A 24,210-nucleotide genomic window follows, 5' to 3' on the forward strand; every position below is an offset into this window, starting at 1 on the left:
TTGGAACATTTAGAAGAATTATGGAATAATGTCCTGGCTCAAGTTGAACAAAAAATTTCTAAACCAAGCTTTGAAACGTGGCTAAAGTCTACAAAATTACTTTCTTACAATGGAAGTGGTTCGACAGTGACGATTGCCGCGCCAAATTCGTTTGCTCGAGACTGGCTTGAAAATCATTATATTCATTTGATTACAGGTATATTAACGGAGCTAACAGGCGAAGACTTGCTTATTAAATTTGTTGTTCAAAAAAACCAGGATTCGGACGATTTTGACTTACCAGCGCCGATTATCCAAGCAAAAAATAACGACCAACATGATATTTCACCAGGAATGTTAAATCCGAAATATACATTTGATACGTTCGTTATTGGCTCTGGAAACCGCTTTGCTCATGCTGCATCATTAGCTGTCGCTGAGGCCCCTGCAAAGGCCTATAACCCATTCTTTATCTATGGGGGCGTAGGGCTTGGCAAAACGCATTTAATGCACGCAATTGGCCATTATGTGTTAGAACATAATCCAAATGCAAAAGTCGTGTACTTATCATCAGAAAAATTTACGAATGAGTTTATTAACTCTATTCGTGATAATAAAGCACTCGATTTTCGCAATAAATATCGTAATGTAGATGTACTGCTAATTGATGATATTCAATTCCTTGCTGGAAAAGAATCTACTCAAGAAGAATTTTTCCATACTTTTAACACATTACATGAGGAATCCAAACAAATTGTCATTTCTAGTGACCGTCCACCTAAGGAAATCCCGACTTTAGAGGATCGCTTACGTTCTCGATTTGAATGGGGGCTTATCACAGATATAGCACCACCAGATTTAGAAACACGTATTGCCATTCTACGAAAAAAAGCAAAAGCGGACGGTTTGGATGTACCGAACGAGGTAATGCTCTATATTGCGAACCAGATTGACTCCAATATTCGGGAGCTTGAAGGTGCGCTTATTCGTGTCGTAGCGTACTCATCGCTAGTTAACAAAGATATTACTGCTACATTAGCCGCTGAAGCGTTAAAAGATATTATTCCTAATGCGAAGCCAAGAACTGTAACGATATTAGACATTCAAAATGCCGTAGGGGAGCACTTTAATATTCGTTTAGAAGACTTTTCAGCTAAAAAACGAACGAAACTAATCGCGTTTCCTCGACAAATTGCGATGTTTTTATCGCGCGAATTAACAGACTTCTCATTGCCGAAAATTGGCGAAGAGTTTGGTGGTCGTGACCATACTACGGTCATCCATGCTCATGAAAAAATATCTTCGTTGTTGAAAAATGACACTCAATTGCAACAAGATATTAAACAAATTCGTAGCATGCTAGGAAAATAATCTTGTGGACAACTCAAATATTTAAACACAAACTTATACACAGTCTATCTACATGTGGATAGACTGATTTTATTCACATAGAAGCACTTATCCACAAATCCACAGGGCCTATTACTATATCTTTTATATTTAAATAAATAAATAATATAAATATGTGAGGGAAAAGAAATGAAATTTGATATTTTACGTGACCGTTTACTAGAAGGTTTAAATGATGTCATGAAAGCTGTAAGTTCAAAAACAACTATTCCAATATTAACGGGGATAAAAATCGATGTAACAAACGAAGGAATTCGTTTAACTGGTAGTGATGCTGATATTACAATTCAAACATTTATCCCAGTAGAAGAAGATGGACAACAAATTATTCATATTACAGAAACAGGTTCTATTGTCGTACAAGCTCGTATGTTCAATGAAATCGTACGTAAATTGCCAACAAATGAAGTAGAAATACAAGTAACAACAGGTTTCCAAACGCATATTCGCTCAGGTAAATCGGAATTCCATTTAATTGGCTCAGATGCAGCGGAATATCCTTTATTACCCGAATTAACGGAAGATCAAAAATTTACTATACCTGCTGACCTACTAAAATCAATTATCCGTGAAACAGTGTTTGCAGTTGCTACTTCTGAAAGCAGACCCGTGTTGACAGGTGTAAACTGGCAGATAAAAAATGAAACATTAATCTGTGTTGCAACAGATAGCCACCGTTTAGCAAGACGTAAAGTTCAACTAGAAGATTTACCAGAAGTTGAACATAGTGTTGTTATTCCAGGTAAAAGTTTAAATGAGTTAAACAAAGTACTAGAAGACTCTACAAACCTTGTCCAAATTGTTATTACAAGTCAGCAAGTTTTATTTAAAACAGGAGATGTATTATTCTTCTCTCGCTTGCTTGAAGGAAACTATCCAGATACATCACGTTTAATTCCAGAAGAATATCAAACAAATGTAACGATTAACGGTAAAGCATTGTTACAAGCAATCGACCGTGCATCACTAGTGGCACGAGGTGATCGTAATAATGTCGTGCGATTTGAAATTTTAGATAGTCAAGCTGTTGAAGTTTCATCGAATTCTCCTGAGATTGGTAAAGTACAAGAAGAAATACCTGTAGAAGCATTAGAAGGGGAAGGCTTAAAAATTTCCTTTAGCGCAAAATACATGATGGAAGCATTAAAAGCGATTGATGGCCAAGATGTAGTCATTCAATTTACAGGCGCTATGAGACCATTTATTTTACGTTCTGTGCATGATGATGCGATTCTACAACTTATTTTACCAGTGCGAACATATTGATCATCTAATTTATATTAGTGGAGCAATGTAAAGAAATTGTGTTATGTTTACTTTATTTGGATAAACTTTAGGATAGTCGCGAGATGCGGCTATCTTTTTTTACTTATCATGCATTTTTAGGTATGATAGAGAGATAGACATTCTGTATTTGGAGGGTAACACAGCTATGAAAGACATTGAAATCGACGTAGAGTTTGTCACATTAGGGCAACTATTAAAAATGACCGATGCTATTAGCTCAGGCGGAATGGCAAAATGGTTTTTACACGAAAATGATGTTTACGTAAATGGCGAGGTAGACGATCGCCGTGGTCGCAAATTACGTAACGGAGATGTTGTAAATATCCCTGGGTGTGGCCGATTCCGAATTGTTGGGCCTACTGGACAATAAATTATGCATATAGAGCAGTTAAAACTTACAAATTACCGTAATTATGACGCTTTGGCGTTAAATTTCTCTCCAAAAATAAATGTATTTATTGGTGAAAATGCCCAAGGGAAAACAAATGTCATGGAATCTATCTACGTATTAGCGATGGCAAAATCGCATCGTACGACGAACGATAAAGAATTGATACGTTGGGATTCAGACTATGGTAAAATAGAAGGGGCCGTTCAAAAAAGGCATGGTATTTTACCGATTGAGCTTACCATTACGAAAAAAGGCAAAAAAGGTAAGATTAATCATATTGAACAAAGTCGCCTGAGCCATTATATCGGTCAAATGAATGTAGTGATGTTTGCGCCAGAAGATTTAAATGTTGTAAAGGGAAGTCCACAAATACGACGACGTTTTATCGATATGGAGATTGGTCAAATTTCGCCAGTCTACTTACATGATTTATTAACCTTTCAGAAGATTTTAAAACAACGAAATCATTATTTGAAAATGAATCAGGGCAAGTTAATGACTAATGACGTGATGTATGATGTTTATAATGAGCAGTATATTCACGCAGCTACCCAAATTATTCGAAAAAGATTTCAATTTATGGATTTGTTACAAGAGTGGGCAGAACCAATACATGCAGGAATTTCACAAGGCAAAGAAACTTTAGTTATTAAATACCGCACCGTAGCAGGTATTGATAAGGGACAGACAACGGGTGAAATTGAAGATATTTTACTTAAAAAGCTAATAGAGGTTAAGGACCGCGAATTCGATCGTGGCGTCACTATGGTTGGACCACATCGAGACGATTTACAATTTTTAGTGAACGACTATGATGTGCAAACATATGGCTCTCAAGGGCAGCAACGTACAACTGCATTATCATTAAAGCTTGCCGAAATTGAGTTAATTAAACAAGAAACAAATGAAACACCCATTCTACTTTTAGATGATGTATTGTCGGAACTCGACGATTATCGCCAATCGCATTTATTAAACACCATTCAAGGTGAAGTCCAAACCTTTGTAACGACTACAAGTGTTGATGGAATTCATCATGAGACGATGGAACATGCACAGCTGTTCCACGTGAAACAAGGTGCGATTGAAGAAAGTTAGCCAGGGAGTTTTTTAGATTATAAAAGAATGGTAATAGTCAGCTCGGTTGACTGTTCATTCATTTACACACAATGATGTTATGAAGGAGTAGATGGAAGCCGTGGCTATAGAAAACGAAGGTTTACAAGATCAAGCGTATGAAGCCGATCAGATACAGGTATTAGAAGGTTTAGAAGCGGTTCGTAAAAGACCAGGGATGTATATTGGTTCAACAAGTTCTAAAGGTCTCCACCATTTGGTGTGGGAAATTGTTGATAATAGTATTGATGAAGCACTTGCAGGATTTTGTACTGATATCTCTGTTACGATTGAAAAAGATAACTGGATTCGTGTAGAGGATAATGGTCGAGGAATTCCTGTTAGTATTCAAGAAAAAATGGGTAAACCAGCTGTCGAAGTAATTATGACAGTACTCCATGCAGGTGGTAAATTCGGCGGTGGAGGATATAAAGTATCTGGTGGTCTTCATGGTGTAGGGGCCTCGGTTGTAAATGCTTTATCAGTTGAGACAATCGTTCAAGTTCATCGTGAGGGACATATTCACGAAATTAAATTTGAACGTGGTCAAACGAAACAAGCATTAACTGTTATTGGTGAGACAGATCATAACGGAACAACAACTCGTTTTAAAGCAGACCCTGAAATTTTCAAAGAAACAACAGTTTATGAATTCGATATTTTAGCACACCGTATTCGCGAACTAGCTTATTTAAATCGCGGTATTCGAATTACAATTGCAGATGAGCGTGAAGATGAGGTACGTTCTACTACATATCATTATGAGGGTGGTATTCGTTCTTATGTAGAGCACTTAAATAAATCTAAAGAGCCTATCCATGAACCAATTGATGTTCTTGGTGAAAAGGATGGTATTTCAATTGAAATAGCCATGCAATATAATGCAGGATTTTCATCGAATATTTTCTCATTCGCTAATAATATCAATACGTACGAAGGTGGTACACATGAGTCTGGCTTTAAAACAGCACTTACTCGTGTTATCAACGATTACGCACGTAAAAATGGTTTGTTAAAAGAAGCTGATGCCAACCTTACAGGTGAAGACGTTCGAGAAGGGTTAACGGCTATTATATCTATCAAGCACCCTGATCCTCAATTTGAAGGACAAACGAAAACAAAGCTTGGTAACTCAGAGGTAAGCCAAATTACGAATGCATTATTCTCAGATGGTTTTGAACGATTTATGTTAGAAAACCCAACAGTAGCACGTAAAATTATTGATAAAGGCTTAATGGCTGCTCGTGCACGTGTAGCAGCGAAAAAGGCCCGTGAATTTACACGCCGTAAGTCAGCGCTTGAAGTATCAAGTTTGCCTGGTAAACTTGCAGACTGTTCTTCCACAAATCCTGCTGAATGTGAAATTTACATTGTAGAGGGTGACTCTGCTGGTGGTTCTGCAAAATCTGGACGTGACCGTCATTTCCAAGCGATTTTACCTTTACGTGGTAAAATTTTGAACGTAGAAAAAGCACGATTAGATAAAATTTTATCGAATGCAGAAATTCGCGCAATGATTACAGCATTCGGTACTGGTATTGGCGAGGAATTTAATTTAGAAAAAGCCCGTTATCATAAAATCATTATTATGACGGATGCCGACGTAGACGGAGCGCATATTCGTACGTTACTGTTAACATTCTTCTTCCGTTTCCTACGACCGCTTGTAGATGCTGGCTATATTTATATTGCACAGCCACCACTATATCAAGTGAAGCAAGGTAAGCATGTTGAATATTGCTATGATGATATTGCGCTACAAGAGATTTTAGGAAGATTATCAAGTATGCCAAAGCCTGTTGTTCAACGTTATAAAGGTCTTGGGGAAATGAACGCAGAGCAGCTATGGGATACAACGATGGATCCAGAGCACCGCACATTGTTACAAGTAGAGTTAGATGATGCAATTAAAGCAAATGAAGCTTTTGAACGCTTAATGGGCGATGAAGTAGAACCTCGTCGTCAATTCATTGAAGAAAATGCGGTATACGCTAATTTAGATATTTAATTTTTCTTGAGGGGAGGTCTACACTTTGTCAGAACAAGAACGCTCCGGAGTAAAAGGAGTTAATATAACAGAAGAAATAGAAACATCCTTCCTCGATTATGCCATGAGTGTAATCGTTTCGCGTGCATTACCAGATGTACGTGATGGATTAAAACCAGTTCATCGTCGTATTTTATACGGCATGCAGGAGCTAGGTAATACAGCAGATAAAGCGTATAAAAAATCAGCACGTATCGTTGGGGATGTAATGGGTAAGTACCATCCACATGGTGACTCCTCTATTTATGATGCAATGGTACGTATGGCGCAAGATTTTAGTTACCGTTATATGCTAGTTGATGGTCACGGGAACTTTGGTTCTGTCGATGGTGACGGAGCTGCGGCGATGCGTTATACAGAATCACGTATGTCCCGCATTGCAATGGAAATGCTTCGTGACATTAATAAAAATACAATTGACTATACGGATAACTATGATGGCTCTGAAAAAGAACCAGTTGTTTTACCAAGTCGCTATCCAAACTTATTAGTAAATGGTGCGGCAGGGATTGCCGTTGGTATGGCTACAAACATTCCTCCACATAATCTTGGGGAAACGATTGATGGGGTGTTAGCACTATCTGAAAATCCTGCAATTACAACCGAAGAATTGATGGAAATTATTCCAGGACCAGATTTCCCTACTGGTGGAATAATTTTAGGACGTAGTGGTATTCGCCGTGCTTATGAAAGCGGTCGTGGCTCCATTATTATTCGAGCTAAAGTAGAAATTGAGCAAAAATCAAATGGTAAGGAAACAATTCTAATTCATGAATTACCTTATCAAGTAAATAAAGCAAAACTAATCGAAAAGATTGCTGAGCTCGTACGCGATAAAAAAATCGATGGCATTACTAATTTACGTGATGAATCTGACCGCCGTGGTATGCGAGTGGTTATTGAAATACGAAAAGATGCAAATGCTAACGTCGTTTTAAATAATCTATATAAACAAACAGCGATGCAATCAAGCTTCGGTGTTAATATGTTGTCGTTAGTAAATGGACAGCCAAAAGTAATGGGTATAAAAGAGATGCTTTATCATTATTTAGAGCATCAAAAAGTCATTATTCGTCGCCGTACTGAATTTGACTTAAAGAAAGCGGAAGATCGTGCACACATTTTAGAAGGCTTACGTATTGCACTTGACCATATCGATGAAATTATCGCGATTATTCGTGGTTCTCGTAGTGGGGAAGAAGCAAAACCACAATTAATGGAGCGATTTAATTTATCTGAACGTCAGGCGCAAGCAATTTTAGATATGCGTTTAGTTCGTTTGAGTGGATTAGAGCGAGAAAAAATAGAAGCTGAATATCAAGAGCTGCAAGTGCTAATTGCTGAATTAAAAGCAATCTTAGCTGATGAAGCTAAAATTGTTGATATTATTCGTACCGAAATATTAGAGCTTAAAGAACGCTTCAGTGATGCTCGTCGTACAGAAATAACATCTGGCGGTATGGAAATGATTGAAGATGAGGATTTAATTCCTGTAGAAAATTCAGTTGTTACTTTAACGCACAATGGTTATATTAAGCGCTTAGCTGCCAATACATACCGCAGTCAAAAGCGTGGTGGCCGCGGTGTACAAGGAATGGGTACGAACGATGATGATTTCGTAGAACACCTTATGAATACATCTACGCATGATACTATTTTATTCTTCACATCTAAGGGGAAAGTATTCCGTGCAAAAGGTTACGAAATTCCTGAGTATGGACGTACAGCTAAAGGTTTACCTATCGTTAACTTACTTAACATCGATAAAGGTGAAAAAGTTACAGCAATGATTCGCGTAGATTCATTCGATAAGGATGCTTATTTTATCTTTACGACGAAAACAGGTATTACGAAGCGTACGCCAGTATCTCAATTTGCTAATATCCGTACAAATGGCTTAATTGCTATTAGTTTACGAGAAGATGATGATTTAATTGCTGTTCGTTTAACGGATGGTATTAAGCAAGTTATTATTGGTACACGTGATGGGATGCTTGTTCGTTTCCAAGAAGAGGATATTCGTTCAATGGGGCGTACAGCAGGCGGTGTCCGTGGTATTAAACTACGTGATGGTGACGAAGTAGTTGGTATGGAAATAGTTGAACCAGGGCAAGAAATTTTAGTTGTTACCGCAAAAGGCTATGGTAAACGTACAACCGAAGAGGAGTATCGTTTACAGAGTCGTGGTGGCGTTGGTTTAAAAACAATTCAAATTACCGACAAAAATGGTCCTATGGTAGCTGTTAAAACCGTCGATGGTTCTGAAGATTTAATGCTTATTACTATCAACGGCATGCTTATACGTATGGATGTAAATGATATTTCATTAATCGGTCGTAGTACGCAAGGCGTTCGTTTAATTCGTTTAGGAGATGACGAACTTGTTGCTACTGTTGCGAAAGTAGAAAAAGAAGACGAAGATGTGTCCGATGAAAACGAAATTGAAAATGAAAATGAGCAAATAGAAGAATAAAAAAAGACCGATGAAGACAGCACTTGTTGCTGCTCATCGGTTTTTATTATATATCATGAAAAATAAGTAATAATTTAGAAATTCGTGATAATATATTATTAGACCTTAGTTTAAGTAAGTGAAATAGTAAAGAGGTGTTTAATTTCGTGGAAACGGTACATGTCCCAATTTCAGAATTACGTTTAGGAAAAGTTATTTCTGAAGATATTTTTGCTAATACACAATATCCTATTATCTTCAAAGATACAGTAGTATCTCATGAACATTTACAAGTTTTTAGTGCTTTTAATATTTCAAGAGCTCCTGTATATAAAGATAATGTAAAGGAAGTTTTAGTAGAAACCGAACAAGAAATAGATTTTGCTATCCTACCAGAAGCCATCCCAACATTTAAAAGAGTATACGACAATTCTGTTGAACAATTTAAAAGAGAGTTCAAAAATTGGGAAGCTGGTGCAAAAGTAGATATTACAAAAGCTCGTACAATTATTTTGCCTTTATTGGATATGGTATTAGAAGATCGTACAATAATTTTCAATTTAAACGAGTATTCTAATCCTAAAGATTATTTATACCATCATTGTGTAGGTACAGCTTTGATTTCTTCCGTTATTGCTCAAAAATTAGGTTATGATAAAGGGCTAACAATTCAAATTGCAATTGGCGGTTTATTAGCAGATTGCGGAATGGCTAAAATCCATCCACGTATTCGAGATAAAAAAACGTCTTTAACCGAACAGGAATTTGCAGAGATTTATAAACATCCTATTTATAGCTACAACATGGTAAAGGATTTAACAATCTTAAAAGATACAATAAAAGAAGCAATTTTTCAGCATCATGAGCGCTTAAATGGAAGCGGCTATCCTAAAGGTGAGAAAATCGCTAATATATCTATCTTTGCACAGATTATTGCTGTTGCAGATGTTTTTCATGCTATGACATGTGAACGCATCTATCGATCTAAACAATCTTCGTTTAAAGTTATAGAAATGATTAATGAGTCTGAGTTTGGAAAGTTTGATATTAAAGTAGTTAGAGCACTAATTGATTTAGTTGCAGACTTACCTATCGGTACAATTATTGAGCTTTCAAATCTTGAACGTGGAGAAGTAATGTTTGTTAATAGATTTGCTCCAACTCGTCCAATTATTAAATTAAGTATTACAGGAGAGATTTTTGATTTAGGTAAAAATCGCACTTTCTATATTTCACGAATAATTACAAATGAATAATAGAACAAAGTATTAATAAGGCAGTCATTAAGCATCTAGATTGCCTTTTTAATTTGCATAATATAAGGAGAAAATCCATGTCATTAAAAACTATATTAATTTTTTTAGAGAAAGTGTTGACATAGATTATGAAACTTGATATTATTAATGAGTCGCCAAGAGGTGACGCACTAAACGAAACAAAATGAACCTTGAAAACTGAACAAGCAAAACGTAATCAATATAGTTTTTAGTAGCTAACTTCGTTAGCGAACGAAACAAAATTTTGGACATCAAAATTGATGCCAGCAAAACAATTTGAGCTAATCAAATTTCTTTTATGGAGAGTTTGATCCTGGCTCAGGACGAACGCTGGCGGCGTGCCTAATACATGCAAGTCGAGCGGACAGATAAGGAGCTTGCTCCTTTGACGTTAGCGGCGGACGGGTGAGTAACACGTGGGCAACCTACCCTATAGTTTGGGATAACTCCGGGAAACCGGGGCTAATACCGAATAATCTTTTGTCTCTCATGAGACAATTCTGAAAGACGGTTTCGGCTGTCGCTATAGGATGGGCCCGCGGCGCATTAGCTAGTTGGTGAGGTAACGGCTCACCAAGGCAACGATGCGTAGCCGACCTGAGAGGGTGATCGGCCACACTGGGACTGAGACACGGCCCAGACTCCTACGGGAGGCAGCAGTAGGGAATCTTCCACAATGGGCGAAAGCCTGATGGAGCAACGCCGCGTGAGTGAAGAAGGATTTCGGTTCGTAAAACTCTGTTGTAAGGGAAGAACAAGTACAGTAGTAACTGGCTGTACCTTGACGGTACCTTATTAGAAAGCCACGGCTAACTACGTGCCAGCAGCCGCGGTAATACGTAGGTGGCAAGCGTTGTCCGGAATTATTGGGCGTAAAGCGCGCGCAGGTGGTTTCTTAAGTCTGATGTGAAAGCCCACGGCTCAACCGTGGAGGGTCATTGGAAACTGGGAGACTTGAGTGCAGAAGAGGATAGTGGAATTCCAAGTGTAGCGGTGAAATGCGTAGAGATTTGGAGGAACACCAGTGGCGAAGGCGACTATCTGGTCTGTAACTGACACTGAGGCGCGAAAGCGTGGGGAGCAAACAGGATTAGATACCCTGGTAGTCCACGCCGTAAACGATGAGTGCTAAGTGTTAGGGGGTTTCCGCCCCTTAGTGCTGCAGCTAACGCATTAAGCACTCCGCCTGGGGAGTACGGTCGCAAGACTGAAACTCAAAGGAATTGACGGGGGCCCGCACAAGCGGTGGAGCATGTGGTTTAATTCGAAGCAACGCGAAGAACCTTACCAGGTCTTGACATCCCGTTGACCACTGTAGAGATATAGTTTTCCCTTCGGGGACAACGGTGACAGGTGGTGCATGGTTGTCGTCAGCTCGTGTCGTGAGATGTTGGGTTAAGTCCCGCAACGAGCGCAACCCTTGATCTTAGTTGCCATCATTTAGTTGGGCACTCTAAGGTGACTGCCGGTGACAAACCGGAGGAAGGTGGGGATGACGTCAAATCATCATGCCCCTTATGACCTGGGCTACACACGTGCTACAATGGACGATACAAACGGTTGCCAACTCGCGAGAGGGAGCTAATCCGATAAAGTCGTTCTCAGTTCGGATTGTAGGCTGCAACTCGCCTACATGAAGCCGGAATCGCTAGTAATCGCGGATCAGCATGCCGCGGTGAATACGTTCCCGGGCCTTGTACACACCGCCCGTCACACCACGAGAGTTTGTAACACCCGAAGTCGGTGAGGTAACCTTTTGGAGCCAGCCGCCGAAGGTGGGATAGATGATTGGGGTGAAGTCGTAACAAGGTAGCCGTATCGGAAGGTGCGGCTGGATCACCTCCTTTCTAAGGATATTTTCGGAATACAAACCTTGGGTTTGTAAGATTACGTTTTGCGTTCAGTTTTGAAGGTTTATAAACAATATTATAAAACTTCCAAGAGGGCCTATAGCTCAGCTGGTTAGAGCGCACGCCTGATAAGCGTGAGGTCGATGGTTCGAGTCCATTTAGGCCCACCATATATAACCTCTTGGGGCCTTAGCTCAGCTGGGAGAGCGCCTGCCTTGCACGCAGGAGGTCAGCGGTTCGATCCCGCTAGGCTCCACCAATTTATTATTTGTTCTTTGAAAACTGGATAAAACGACATTGAAATTGTAACAAACACATTTATTTTTTAAATTAAGTTTTTTAGGCTTAATAACTAGGTTAAGTTATTAAGGGCGCACGGCGAATGCCTTGGCACTAGGAGCCGAAGAAGGACGGCACTAACACCGATATGCTTCGGGGAGCTGTAAGTGAGCTTTGATCCGGAGATTTCCGAATGGGGGAACCCACTACGTTTAATCGCGTAGTATCTTGACGTGAATACATAGCGTCTTGAAGGCAGACCCAGGGAACTGAAACATCTAAGTACCTGGAGGAAGAGAAAGAAAAATCGATTCCCTGAGTAGCGGCGAGCGAAACGGGAAGAGCCCAAACCAAGAGGCTTGCCTCTTGGGGTTGTAGGACACTCTATACGGAGTTACAAAGGAATGAGTTAGATGAAGCGACTTGGAAAGGTCCGCCAGAGCAGGTAAAAGCCCTGTAGTCGAAAGTTTATTCCCTCCAGAGTGGATCCTGAGTACGGCGGAACACGTGAAATTCCGTCGGAATCCGGGAGGACCATCTCCCAAGGCTAAATACTACCTAGTGACCGATAGTGAACCAGTACCGTGAGGGAAAGGTGAAAAGCACCCCGGAAGGGGAGTGAAAGAGATCCTGAAACCGTGTGCCTACAAGTAGTTAGAGCCCGTTAATGGGTGATAGCGTGCCTTTTGTAGAATGAACCGGCGAGTTACGATTACGTGCGAGGTTAAGCTTTAGAAGGCGGAGCCGCAGCGAAAGCGAGTCTGAATAGGGCGAATTAGTACGTGGTCGTAGACCCGAAACCAGGTGATCTACCCATGTCCAGGGTGAAGGTGAGGTAACACTTACTGGAGGCCCGAACCCACGCACGTTGAAAAGTGCGGGGATGAGGTGTGGGTAGCGGAGAAATTCCAATCGAACTTGGAGATAGCTGGTTCTCTCCGAAATAGCTTTAGGGCTAGCCTCGTGATGAGAATACTGGAGGTAGAGCACTGTTTGGACTAGGGGGCCATCCCGGTTTACCGAATTCAGACAAACTCCGAATGCCAGATATTTATACACGGGAGTCAGACTGCGAGTGATAAGATCCGTAGTCAAAAGGGAAACAGCCCAGACCACCAGCTAAGGTCCCAAAGTAATCGTTAAGTGGAAAAGGATGTGGCGTTGCACAGACAACCAGGATGTTGGCTTAGAAGCAGCCATCATTTAAAGAGTGCGTAATAGCTCACTGGTCGAGTGACGCTGCGCCGAAAATGTATCGGGGCTAAACGATTCACCGAAGCTGTGGATTGACATCTACGATGTCAGTGGTAGGAGAGCGTTCTAAGTGCGTTGAAGTCAGACCGGAAGGACTGGTGGAGCGCTTAGAAGTGAGAATGCCGGTATGAGTAGCGAAAGACGGGTGAGAATCCCGTCCACCGTATGACTAAGGTTTCCTGAGGAAGGCTCGTCCGCTCAGGGTTAGTCGGGACCTAAGCCGAGGCCGATAGGCGTAGGCGATGGACAACAGGTTGATATTCCTGTACCACCTCCTCACCGTTTGAGAAATGGGGGGACGCAGTAGGATAGGGTAAGCGCGCCGTTGGTTGTGCGCGTCCAAGCAGTAAGGCGTGTGTGTAGGCAAATCCGCACACTGTAACGTTGAGCTGTGATGGCGAGTCCGTATGGACGAAGTTCCTGATTTCACACTGCCAAGAAAAGCCTCTATCGAGGTGAGAGGTGCCCGTACCGCAAACCGACACAGGTAGTCGAGGAGAGAATCCTAAGGTGTGCGAGAGAACTCTCGTTAAGGAACTCGGCAAAATGACCCCGTAACTTCGGGAGAAGGGGTGCTCTTGAGCGTGCAAGCGCACGAGAGCCGCAGTGAATAGGCCCAGGCGACTGTTTAGCAAAAACACAGGTCTCTGCAAAACCGTAAGGTGACGTATAGGGGCTGACGCCTGCCCGGTGCTGGAAGGTTAAGAGGAGTGGTTAGCGCAAGCGAAGCTGCGAATTGAAGCCCCAGTAAACGGCGGCCGTAACTATAACGGTCCTAAGGTAGCGAAATTCCTTGTCGGGTAAGTTCCGACCCGCACGAAAGGCGTAACGATCTGGGCACTGTCTCAACGAGAGACTCGGTGAAATTATAGTACCTGTGAAGATGCAGGTTACCCGCGACAGGACGGAAAGACCCCGTGGAGCTTTACTGTAGCCTGATATTGAATTTTGGTACAACTTGTACAGGATAGGTAGGAGCCAGAGATCTCGGAGCGCCAGCTTCGAAGGAGGCGTCGGTGGGATACTACCCTGGTTGTATTGAAATTCTAACCCATGCCCCTTAGCGGGGCAGGAGACAGTGTCAGGCGGACAGTTTGACTGGGGCGGTCGCCTCCTAAAAGGTAACGGAGGCGCCCAAAGGTTCCCTCAGAATGGTTGGAAATCATTCGTAGAGTGTAAAGGCACAAGGGAGCTTGACTGCGAGACCTACAAGTCGAGCAGGGTCGAAAGACGGGCTTAGTGATCCGGTGGTTCCGCATGGAAGGGCCATCGCTCAACGGATAAAAGCTACCCCGGGGATAACAGGCTTATCTCCCCCAAGAGTCCACATCGACGGGGAGGTTTGGCACCTCGATGTCGGCTCATCGCATCCTGGGGCTGTAGTCGGTCCCAAGGGTTGGGCTGTTCGCCCATTAAAGCGGTACGCGAGCTGGGTTCAGAACGTCGTGAGACAGTTCGGTCCCTATCCGTCGTGGGCGTAGGAAATTTGAGAGGAGCTGTCCTTAGTACGAGAGGACCGGGATGGACACACCGCTGGTGTACCAGTTGTCTTGCCAAAGGCATCGCTGGGTAGCTATGTGTGGACGGGATAAGTGCTGAAAGCATCTAAGCATGAAGCCCCCCTCAAGATGAGATTTCCCATTACGCAAGTAAGTAAGATCCCTCAAAGACGATGAGGTAGATAGGTTCGAGGTGGAAGTGTGGTGACACATGGAGCTGACGAATACTAATCGATCGAGGACTTAACCAAAAAAGTTTGTAACATTCAATGAACCGTTTATCCAGTTTTGAAAGAATAACATCTTTCAATTAAGAGGGTTTCAAGATACGATGTATATTGAAAGCCGAACATAGTCTAGTGATGATGGCAAAGAGGTCACACCCGTTCCCATACCGAACACGGAAGTTAAGCTCTTTAGCGCCGATGGTAGTTGGGGGCTTCCCCCTGTGAGAGTAGGACGTCGCTAGGCACACAAAGCAGTCAGCAATAGCTGGCTGTTTTTTTGTTTTATCTAAAAATAAAGATCTAATAGAGATGAAGAGAGTATGATTGAATAATTTGCGAAAGATAGATGCTAGAAGCCCGTTAGGGGTATTCAAGCAAAATTAACCATCGTAAAGATTCCTATGTAAGAGACTTGAGACCAGAAATTTGTATAGTTTTTCATGGAGGTAACAATCTATCATTTCTTATTGAAGAGATAATTGGTGTGAAGAGTTTGTAATTGATGCATATTTACATCAGATGGGAAAGTAATACTAAATATTTTCAAAGCTATGATGTTAAAACATTTGCGTATTTTCAGATGCTTATATATATCTAAGAGAAATTTTAGCTATTAATCACTTGTGCAATTTAAAAATTATTATTTTTTATAAGATTTATTATTTGGATCGTTCTAATAACTGACGGTCTAAATGATGAATAGTAAATTTATTCAGTAAAATCCTTGTTATAATACTCAGTTGTGAAAAGTTAAAGGCAGTAATGAAGGGGATTTATCCTTTTTCATTGCTGCCATTTCACTTAAGATTGATTTTTTATAAAGGGATGTTTTACATAACAGAATTGCTAGTCCTTACTAGTGGCTATATATGAATTTCTATGAAGGCTGTTTAAAATAAAGCGGTTCTTTTTAATTGATGGAGACCATGGACTTTTGGCCACATTATAAATTTACACAGATGTAAAACGGAGGAACTGTGTTTCCTCTATTCTTTAGCTATAAGTAAGGAGGTTCGATAAGGCTAAAACTTATAGTTAATTAACGCATTTTAACAAAATATTTGCTAAACGGTGATTTTAATTTAAGTACACAAGTTGTTTTAAGAGTTGAGTATTATAATGCCTTGCTAAATCGACAAATTTCGTTTTATTAAGTTCTAATCGCTTTACTAGTTTTCTATAATGAACTATTACTTGAAAAAGGAGAGGGAATTTTGTGGATTGATGGTGTTTTTTCTGGTGGGGGATTGAAGGGCTTTGCCTTAGTAGGAGCTTATCAAGTATTAGAAGCTGAAAATTTCCACTTTAAACGAGTTGCAGGTACTAGTGCTGGTGCAATTTTAGCTGCTTTTATAGCTGCTGGTTATAAGGGGAAAGAAATTGAATGTATGCTTGAAGAGTTGGATGTACCTTCATTACTAGATCCACGGAAAACATTTTTACCATTGCCTTTTATGAAATGGATTAATGTTTATAACCATTTAGGATTGTATAAAGGAAAAGCATTAGAAAAATGGTTCTTTCAAAAATTAGCGGATAAGGGGGTTTACACTTTTGCAGATCTACCCGAAGGATCATTGAAGTTAGTAGCTTCAGATTTATCAAATGGTAGAATTATTGTTTTACCAGATGATCTACACAAGTATCAAATTGATGCTAATAATTTTTCCGTTGCATGTGCATTGCGTATGAGCTGTGGGATTCCATTTTTCTTTGAACCAGTTACATTAAAAACAGGAAAAGGTGAATCGGTCATTGTTGATGGCGGTGTATTAAGTAATTTTCCTCTCTGGATATTTGATGATAAAGAAGGGAGAAAAAAGCGACCAGTCCTCGGTCTAAAATTAAGTAGAAGTAGTGAAGAACAATGTCCTCAATCAATAAAGAATGGTCTAAATTTATTTGAAGCATTATTTGCAACTATGAAAGGGGCACATGATGAAAGATATATTTCAAGAAGGCATGAAAGAGATATTGTTTTTATTCCAGTAGATGATTACAGTGCTACACAATTTGATTTAAATGAAGAGACAAAGGAAACATTACTAGAGATAGGAAGGAATCGAACTATTCAATTTTTAAAGCACTGGCCAAAGTATAGAATATAATAGTAAAAAAAATGATAAAATCTATTGACGAGTTATAAATCAGATGTTATTATATAAAAGTTGCTGTTACAACATGTAATAAGAAATATAAAAAAACAAAAAAATGTTTGACATTATTTCAATAACATGTTATTATATAAAAGTTAACTCTTATAAAACAGTTAGCACAATGAACCTTGAAAACTGAACAAGCAAAACGTAATCAATATAGTTTTTAGTAGCTAACTTCGTTAGCGAACGAAACAAAATTTTGGACATCAAAATTGATGCCAGCAAAACAATTTGAGCTAATCAAATTTCTTTTATGGAGAGTTTGATCCTGGCTCAGGACGAACGCTGGCGGCGTGCCTAATACATGCAAGTCGAGCGGACAGATAAGGAGCTTGCTCCTTTGACGTTAGCGGCGGACGGGTGAGTAACACGTGGGCAACCTACCCTATAGTTTGGGATAACTCCGGGAAACCGGGGCTAATACCGAATAATCTTTTGTCTCTCATGAGACAATTCTGAAAGACGGTTTCGGCTGTCGCTATAGGATGGGCCCGCGGCGCATTAGCTAGTTGGTGAGGTAACGGCTCACCAAGGCAACGATGCGTAGCCGACCTGAGAGGGTGATCGGCCACACTGGGACTGAGACACGGCCCAGACTCCTACGGGAGGCAGCAGTAGGGAATCTTCCACAATGGGCGAAAGCCTGATGGAGCAACGCCGCGTGAGTGAAGAAGGATTTCGGTTCGTAAAACTCTGTTGTAAGGGAAGAACAAGTACAGTAGTAACTGGCTGTACCTTGACGGTACCTTATTAGAAAGCCACGGCTAACTACGTGCCAGCAGCCGCGGTAATACGTAGGTGGCAAGCGTTGTCCGGAATTATTGGGCGTAAAGCGCGCGCAGGTGGTTTCTTAAGTCTGATGTGAAAGCCCACGGCTCAACCGTGGAGGGTCATTGGAAACTGGGAGACTTGAGTGCAGAAGAGGATAGTGGAATTCCAAGTGTAGCGGTGAAATGCGTAGAGATTTGGAGGAACACCAGTGGCGAAGGCGACTATCTGGTCTGTAACTGACACTGAGGCGCGAAAGCGTGGGGAGCAAACAGGATTAGATACCCTGGTAGTCCACGCCGTAAACGATGAGTGCTAAGTGTTAGGGGGTTTCCGCCCCTTAGTGCTGCAGCTAACGCATTAAGCACTCCGCCTGGGGAGTACGGTCGCAAGACTGAAACTCAAAGGAATTGACGGGGGCCCGCACAAGCGGTGGAGCATGTGGTTTAATTCGAAGCAACGCGAAGAACCTTACCAGGTCTTGACATCCCGTTGACCACTGTAGAGATATAGTTTTCCCTTCGGGGACAACGGTGACAGGTGGTGCATGGTTGTCGTCAGCTCGTGTCGTGAGATGTTGGGTTAAGTCCCGCAACGAGCGCAACCCTTGATCTTAGTTGCCATCATTTAGTTGGGCACTCTAAGGTGACTGCCGGTGACAAACCGGAGGAAGGTGGGGATGACGTCAAATCATCATGCCCCTTATGACCTGGGCTACACACGTGCTACAATGGACGATACAAACGGTTGCCAACTCGCGAGAGGGAGCTAATCCGATAAAGTCGTTCTCAGTTCGGATTGTAGGCTGCAACTCGCCTACATGAAGCCGGAATCGCTAGTAATCGCGGATCAGCATGCCGCGGTGAATACGTTCCCGGGCCTTGTACACACCGCCCGTCACACCACGAGAGTTTGTAACACCCGAAGTCGGTGAGGTAACCTTTTGGAGCCAGCCGCCGAAGGTGGGATAGATGATTGGGGTGAAGTCGTAACAAGGTAGCCGTATCGGAAGGTGCGGCTGGATCACCTCCTTTCTAAGGATATTTTCGGAATACAAACCTTGGGTTTGTAAGATTACGTTTTGCGTTCAGTTTTGAAGGTTCATCATTAGATGAAATACTTCAAAATTTGTTCTTTGAAAACTGGATAAAACGACATTGAAATTGTAACAAACACATTTATTTTTTAAATTAAGTTTTTTAGGCTTAATAACTAGGTTAAGTTATTAAGGGCGCACGGCGAATGCCTTGGCACTAGGAGCCGAAGAAGGACGGCACTAACACCGATATGCTTCGGGGAGCTGTAAGTGAGCTTTGATCCGGAGATTTCCGAATGGGGGAACCCACTACGTTTAATCGCGTAGTATCTTGACGTGAATACATAGCGTCTTGAAGGCAGACCCAGGGAACTGAAACATCTAAGTACCTGGAGGAAGAGAAAGAAAAATCGATTCCCTGAGTAGCGGCGAGCGAAACGGGAAGAGCCCAAACCAAGAGGCTTGCCTCTTGGGGTTGTAGGACACTCTATACGGAGTTACAAAGGAATGAGTTAGATGAAGCGACTTGGAAAGGTCCGCCAGAGCAGGTAAAAGCCCTGTAGTCGAAAGTTTATTCCCTCCAGAGTGGATCCTGAGTACGGCGGAACACGTGAAATTCCGTCGGAATCCGGGAGGACCATCTCCCAAGGCTAAATACTACCTAGTGACCGATAGTGAACCAGTACCGTGAGGGAAAGGTGAAAAGCACCCCGGAAGGGGAGTGAAAGAGATCCTGAAACCGTGTGCCTACAAGTAGTTAGAGCCCGTTAATGGGTGATAGCGTGCCTTTTGTAGAATGAACCGGCGAGTTACGATTACGTGCGAGGTTAAGCTTTAGAAGGCGGAGCCGCAGCGAAAGCGAGTCTGAATAGGGCGAATTAGTACGTGGTCGTAGACCCGAAACCAGGTGATCTACCCATGTCCAGGGTGAAGGTGAGGTAACACTTACTGGAGGCCCGAACCCACGCACGTTGAAAAGTGCGGGGATGAGGTGTGGGTAGCGGAGAAATTCCAATCGAACTTGGAGATAGCTGGTTCTCTCCGAAATAGCTTTAGGGCTAGCCTCGTGATGAGAATACTGGAGGTAGAGCACTGTTTGGACTAGGGGGCCATCCCGGTTTACCGAATTCAGACAAACTCCGAATGCCAGATATTTATACACGGGAGTCAGACTGCGAGTGATAAGATCCGTAGTCAAAAGGGAAACAGCCCAGACCACCAGCTAAGGTCCCAAAGTAATCGTTAAGTGGAAAAGGATGTGGCGTTGCACAGACAACCAGGATGTTGGCTTAGAAGCAGCCATCATTTAAAGAGTGCGTAATAGCTCACTGGTCGAGTGACGCTGCGCCGAAAATGTATCGGGGCTAAACGATTCACCGAAGCTGTGGATTGACATCTACGATGTCAGTGGTAGGAGAGCGTTCTAAGTGCGTTGAAGTCAGACCGGAAGGACTGGTGGAGCGCTTAGAAGTGAGAATGCCGGTATGAGTAGCGAAAGACGGGTGAGAATCCCGTCCACCGTATGACTAAGGTTTCCTGAGGAAGGCTCGTCCGCTCAGGGTTAGTCGGGACCTAAGCCGAGGCCGATAGGCGTAGGCGATGGACAACAGGTTGATATTCCTGTACCACCTCCTCACCGTTTGAGAAATGGGGGGACGCAGTAGGATAGGGTAAGCGCGCCGTTGGTTGTGCGCGTCCAAGCAGTAAGGCGTGTGTGTAGGCAAATCCGCACACTGTAACGTTGAGCTGTGATGGCGAGTCCGTATGGACGAAGTTCCTGATTTCACACTGCCAAGAAAAGCCTCTATCGAGGTGAGAGGTGCCCGTACCGCAAACCGACACAGGTAGTCGAGGAGAGAATCCTAAGGTGTGCGAGAGAACTCTCGTTAAGGAACTCGGCAAAATGACCCCGTAACTTCGGGAGAAGGGGTGCTCTTGAGCGTGCAAGCGCACGAGAGCCGCAGTGAATAGGCCCAGGCGACTGTTTAGCAAAAACACAGGTCTCTGCAAAACCGTAAGGTGACGTATAGGGGCTGACGCCTGCCCGGTGCTGGAAGGTTAAGAGGAGTGGTTAGCGCAAGCGAAGCTGCGAATTGAAGCCCCAGTAAACGGCGGCCGTAACTATAACGGTCCTAAGGTAGCGAAATTCCTTGTCGGGTAAGTTCCGACCCGCACGAAAGGCGTAACGATCTGGGCACTGTCTCAACGAGAGACTCGGTGAAATTATAGTACCTGTGAAGATGCAGGTTACCCGCGACAGGACGGAAAGACCCCGTGGAGCTTTACTGTAGCCTGATATTGAATTTTGGTACAACTTGTACAGGATAGGTAGGAGCCAGAGATCTCGGAGCGCCAGCTTCGAAGGAGGCGTCGGTGGGATACTACCCTGGTTGTATTGAAATTCTAACCCATGCCCCTTAGCGGGGCAGGAGACAGTGTCAGGCGGACAGTTTGACTGGGGCGGTCGCCTCCTAAAAGGTAACGGAGGCGCCCAAAGGTTCCCTCAGAATGGTTGGAAATCATTCGTAGAGTGTAAAGGCACAAGGGAGCTTGACTGCGAGACCTACAAGTCGAGCAGGGTCGAAAGACGGGCTTAGTGATCCGGTGGTTCCGCATGGAAGGGCCATCGCTCAACGGATAAAAGCTACCCCGGGGATAACAGGCTTATCTCCCCCAAGAGTCCACATCGACGGGGAGGTTTGGCACCTCGATGTCGGCTCATCGCATCCTGGGGCTGTAGTCGGTCCCAAGGGTTGGGCTGTTCGCCCATTAAAGCGGTACGCGAGCTGGGTTCAGAACGTCGTGAGACAGTTCGGTCCCTATCCGTCGTGGGCGTAGGAAATTTGAGAGGAGCTGTCCTTAGTACGAGAGGACCGGGATGGACACACCGCTGGTGTACCAGTTGTCTTGCCAAAGGCATCGCTGGGTAGCTATGTGTGGACGGGATAAGTGCTGAAAGCATCTAAGCATGAAGCCCCCCTCAAGATGAGATTTCCCATTACGCAAGTAAGTAAGATCCCTCAAAGACGATGAGGTAGATAGGTTCGAGGTGGAAGTGTGGTGACACATGGAGCTGACGAATACTAATCGATCGAGGACTTAACCAAAAAAGTTTGAAACATTCAATGAACCGTTTATCCAGTTTTGAAAGAACAACACTTTCAATTAAGAGGGTTTCAAGATACGATGTATATTGAAAGCCGAACATAGTCTAGTGATGATGGCAAAGAGGTCACACCCGTTCCCATACCGAACACGGAAGTTAAGCTCTTTAGCGCCGATGGTAGTTGGGGGCTTCCCCCTGTGAGAGTAGGACGTCGCTAGGCACACAAAGCAGTCAGCAATAGCTGGCTGTTTTTTTATTTAGGTTTTGTTAGAATGCTAATATGGCTTATATCACTATTTTCTTTGTTAAAATTTGTGAAAAAAATACATATGAAAGAATACAAGATTTCTAATCTTAAATTTGGTATTTCAAGATATGAGTCTTTTTTAGTTAGTTAGTCTATTACAAGAAAAACAGATAAAATAGAAAAAACTATACATTAAATATAGAAATACGGTCTTAAAAATAGAGAAATGGGTATAAATTTTACTAGGATGAAATATCTGAATTGTCTTTCTTTTAGAAGTTTCTTGACAGTAGCATGACTCGTTGTTAATCTTACAATTAATATTCTTTTAACTATAGGAGGAAGTTACGAAAATGTGGGAATCTAAATTTGCCAAAGAAGGTTTAACTTTTGATGATGTATTATTAGTACCAGCTCATTCAGAAGTATTACCGAAAGATGTTGATTTATCAGTTCAACTAACACCAAAGATTAAATTAAATATTCCGATGGTCAGTGCAGGCATGGATACAGTAACAGAATCTAAGATGGCAATTGCTATGGCACGTCAAGGTGGTATCGGTATTATCCATAAAAATATGGGAATCGATGAGCAAGCAGAACAAGTTGAAAAAGTAAAACGATCTGAAAATGGCGTTATTACAAACCCATTCTTCTTAACTCCAACCCACCAAGTTTTTGATGCTGAACATTTAATGGGGAAATACCGAATTTCAGGTGTACCGATTGTTGATAGTATGGAAAACCAAAAACTAGTAGGTATTATAACAAACCGTGATTTACGATTTATTTCTGACTACTCTTTAAAAATTGAAGATGTAATGACAAAAGAAGATTTGATTACAGCGCCTGTTGGAACGACTTTAGAGGATGCTGAAAAAATTCTTCAACAATATAAAATTGAAAAACTTCCTATTGTAGATGAAGATGGTAAATTAACTGGCTTAATTACAATTAAGGATATTGAAAAAGTAATTGAATTCCCGAAAGCTGCGAAAGATGTACATGGTCGTTTATTAGTAGGTGCAGCAGTAGGTGTTTCTAAAGATACAATGGTTCGCATTGAGAAGCTGGTGGAAGCACAAGTGGATATCGTAGTAATCGATACAGCACATGGCCACTCAGAGGGCGTACTACAAACAATTCGTTCTATCCGTGAAACATACCCTGAACTAGAAATCATTGCTGGTAATGTAGCAACTGGAGACGGCGCTCGTGCACTATTTGAGGCTGGTGCAGATGTAGTGAAAGTTGGTATTGGACCAGGATCAATTTGTACAACTCGTGTTGTTGCAGGTGTAGGTGTACCTCAAATTACAGCTATTTATGATTGCGCTACAGTAGCTCGTGAGCTTGGTAAAACAATTATTGCTGATGGTGGTATTAAATACTCTGGAGATATCGTAAAAGCCCTTGCAGCAGGTGGTAACATCGTAATGCTTGGTTCACTTCTTGCAGGTACATCTGAATCTCCTGGGGATACTGAAATTTTCCAAGGTCGTCGCTTTAAAGTTTATCGCGGTATGGGTTCAATTGGTGCAATGGAAAAAGGTTCAAAAGATCGTTATTTCCAAGAAGATGCGAAAAAATTAGTGCCTGAAGGTATTGAAGGTCGACTTCCTTATAAAGGACCTCTAGCAGATACAGTTTACCAATTGATCGGTGGTATTCGAGCAGGTATGGGTTATTGTGGAGCTCCTAACCTGGAGTACTTACGTGACAAAGCTCAGTTTGTTCGTATGACAGGTGCAGGTCTTCGTGAGTCACATCCTCATGATGTTCAAATTACTAAAGAATCACCAAACTATTCAATGTAATAAATTTCT

General features: G+C 42.1%; 9 protein-coding genes, 2 tRNA genes and 6 rRNA genes. All 17 read left to right on the top strand.

Annotated features, from left to right (window positions below; all coding sequences use genetic code 11):
* The 17 genes from dnaA to guaB all read left to right on the top strand — a co-directional run bounded on the left by dnaA (window position 1) and on the right by guaB (window position 24,201).
* Window positions 1-1,350 (top strand): chromosomal replication initiator protein DnaA, encoded by a 1,350-nt coding sequence (gene dnaA / locus FH508_RS00005; protein WP_173479128.1) that lies wholly within the window; start codon window positions 1-3, stop codon window positions 1,348-1,350.
* 168 nt (window positions 1,351-1,518) lie between these two features.
* Entirely contained in the window at window positions 1,519-2,655 is a 1,137-nt protein-coding gene (dnaN, locus tag FH508_RS00010; RefSeq protein WP_173479127.1) for a DNA polymerase III subunit beta, read from the top strand.
* Between the two features lie 166 nt (window positions 2,656-2,821).
* Window positions 2,822-3,046 (top strand): S4 domain-containing protein YaaA, encoded by a 225-nt coding sequence (yaaA, locus tag FH508_RS00015; RefSeq protein ID WP_024364626.1) that lies wholly within the window; start codon window positions 2,822-2,824, stop codon window positions 3,044-3,046.
* A 3-nt stretch (window positions 3,047-3,049) separates the two neighbouring features.
* Window positions 3,050-4,165, top strand: a complete 1,116-nt coding sequence (gene recF, locus FH508_RS00020; protein ID WP_173479126.1) for a DNA replication/repair protein RecF — start codon at window positions 3,050-3,052, stop codon at window positions 4,163-4,165.
* A 91-nt stretch (window positions 4,166-4,256) separates the two neighbouring features.
* Entirely contained in the window at window positions 4,257-6,191 is a 1,935-nt protein-coding gene (gene gyrB, locus FH508_RS00025; protein WP_173479125.1) for a DNA topoisomerase (ATP-hydrolyzing) subunit B, read from the top strand.
* A gap of 25 nt (window positions 6,192-6,216) precedes the next feature.
* Window positions 6,217-8,703, top strand: a complete 2,487-nt coding sequence (gene gyrA / locus FH508_RS00030; RefSeq protein ID WP_173479124.1) for a DNA gyrase subunit A — start codon at window positions 6,217-6,219, stop codon at window positions 8,701-8,703.
* Between the two features lie 146 nt (window positions 8,704-8,849).
* Window positions 8,850-9,938: an HD-GYP domain-containing protein gene (locus tag FH508_RS00035; protein WP_173479123.1), complete on the top strand. Its 1,089-nt coding sequence runs from the start codon at window positions 8,850-8,852 to the stop codon at window positions 9,936-9,938.
* Between the two features lie 316 nt (window positions 9,939-10,254).
* Window positions 10,255-11,806, top strand: a 16S ribosomal RNA gene (locus FH508_RS00040).
* A gap of 96 nt (window positions 11,807-11,902) precedes the next feature.
* Window positions 11,903-11,979, top strand: a tRNA-Ile gene (locus FH508_RS00045).
* A gap of 13 nt (window positions 11,980-11,992) precedes the next feature.
* Window positions 11,993-12,068, top strand: a tRNA-Ala gene (locus FH508_RS00050).
* A gap of 96 nt (window positions 12,069-12,164) precedes the next feature.
* Window positions 12,165-15,092: ribosomal RNA gene (locus FH508_RS00055) — 23S ribosomal RNA — on the top strand.
* A 104-nt stretch (window positions 15,093-15,196) separates the two neighbouring features.
* Window positions 15,197-15,312 (top strand): 5S ribosomal RNA (gene rrf / locus FH508_RS00060).
* Together the 16S, 23S and 5S rRNA genes with 2 tRNA genes alongside form the textbook arrangement of a ribosomal RNA operon.
* Before the next feature lie 970 nt (window positions 15,313-16,282).
* Window positions 16,283-17,176, top strand: a complete 894-nt coding sequence (locus FH508_RS00065; RefSeq protein WP_228134213.1) for a patatin-like phospholipase family protein — start codon at window positions 16,283-16,285, stop codon at window positions 17,174-17,176.
* A gap of 301 nt (window positions 17,177-17,477) precedes the next feature.
* Window positions 17,478-19,029, top strand: a 16S ribosomal RNA gene (locus FH508_RS00070).
* 181 nt (window positions 19,030-19,210) lie between these two features.
* Window positions 19,211-22,138 (top strand): 23S ribosomal RNA (locus FH508_RS00075).
* A gap of 103 nt (window positions 22,139-22,241) precedes the next feature.
* Window positions 22,242-22,357: ribosomal RNA gene (gene rrf / locus FH508_RS00080) — 5S ribosomal RNA — on the top strand.
* Window positions 22,358-22,737: 380 nt separating this feature from the next.
* On the top strand, window positions 22,738-24,201 hold the full coding sequence (gene guaB, locus FH508_RS00085; RefSeq protein ID WP_228134214.1) for an IMP dehydrogenase: 1,464 nt from the start codon (window positions 22,738-22,740) through the stop codon (window positions 24,199-24,201).
* Window positions 24,202-24,210 lie beyond the last annotated feature (9 nt).

Source organism: Lysinibacillus sp. CD3-6 (assembly GCF_006351725.2).
Taxonomy (GTDB): domain Bacteria; phylum Bacillota; class Bacilli; order Bacillales_A; family Planococcaceae; genus Lysinibacillus.

Excerpts from the sequence above, each read along its gene's own strand:
- guaB (WP_228134214.1), top strand. The coding sequence starts at position 22,738 with ATGTGGGAATCTAAATTTGCCAAAGAAGGTTTAACTTTTGATGATGTA.
- yaaA (WP_024364626.1), top strand. The coding sequence starts at position 2,822 with ATGAAAGACATTGAAATCGACGTAGAGTTTGTCACATTAGGGCAACTA.
- dnaN (WP_173479127.1), top strand. The coding sequence starts at position 1,519 with ATGAAATTTGATATTTTACGTGACCGTTTACTAGAAGGTTTAAATGAT.
- gyrB (WP_173479125.1), top strand. The coding sequence starts at position 4,257 with ATGGAAGCCGTGGCTATAGAAAACGAAGGTTTACAAGATCAAGCGTAT.
- recF (WP_173479126.1), top strand. The coding sequence starts at position 3,050 with ATGCATATAGAGCAGTTAAAACTTACAAATTACCGTAATTATGACGCT.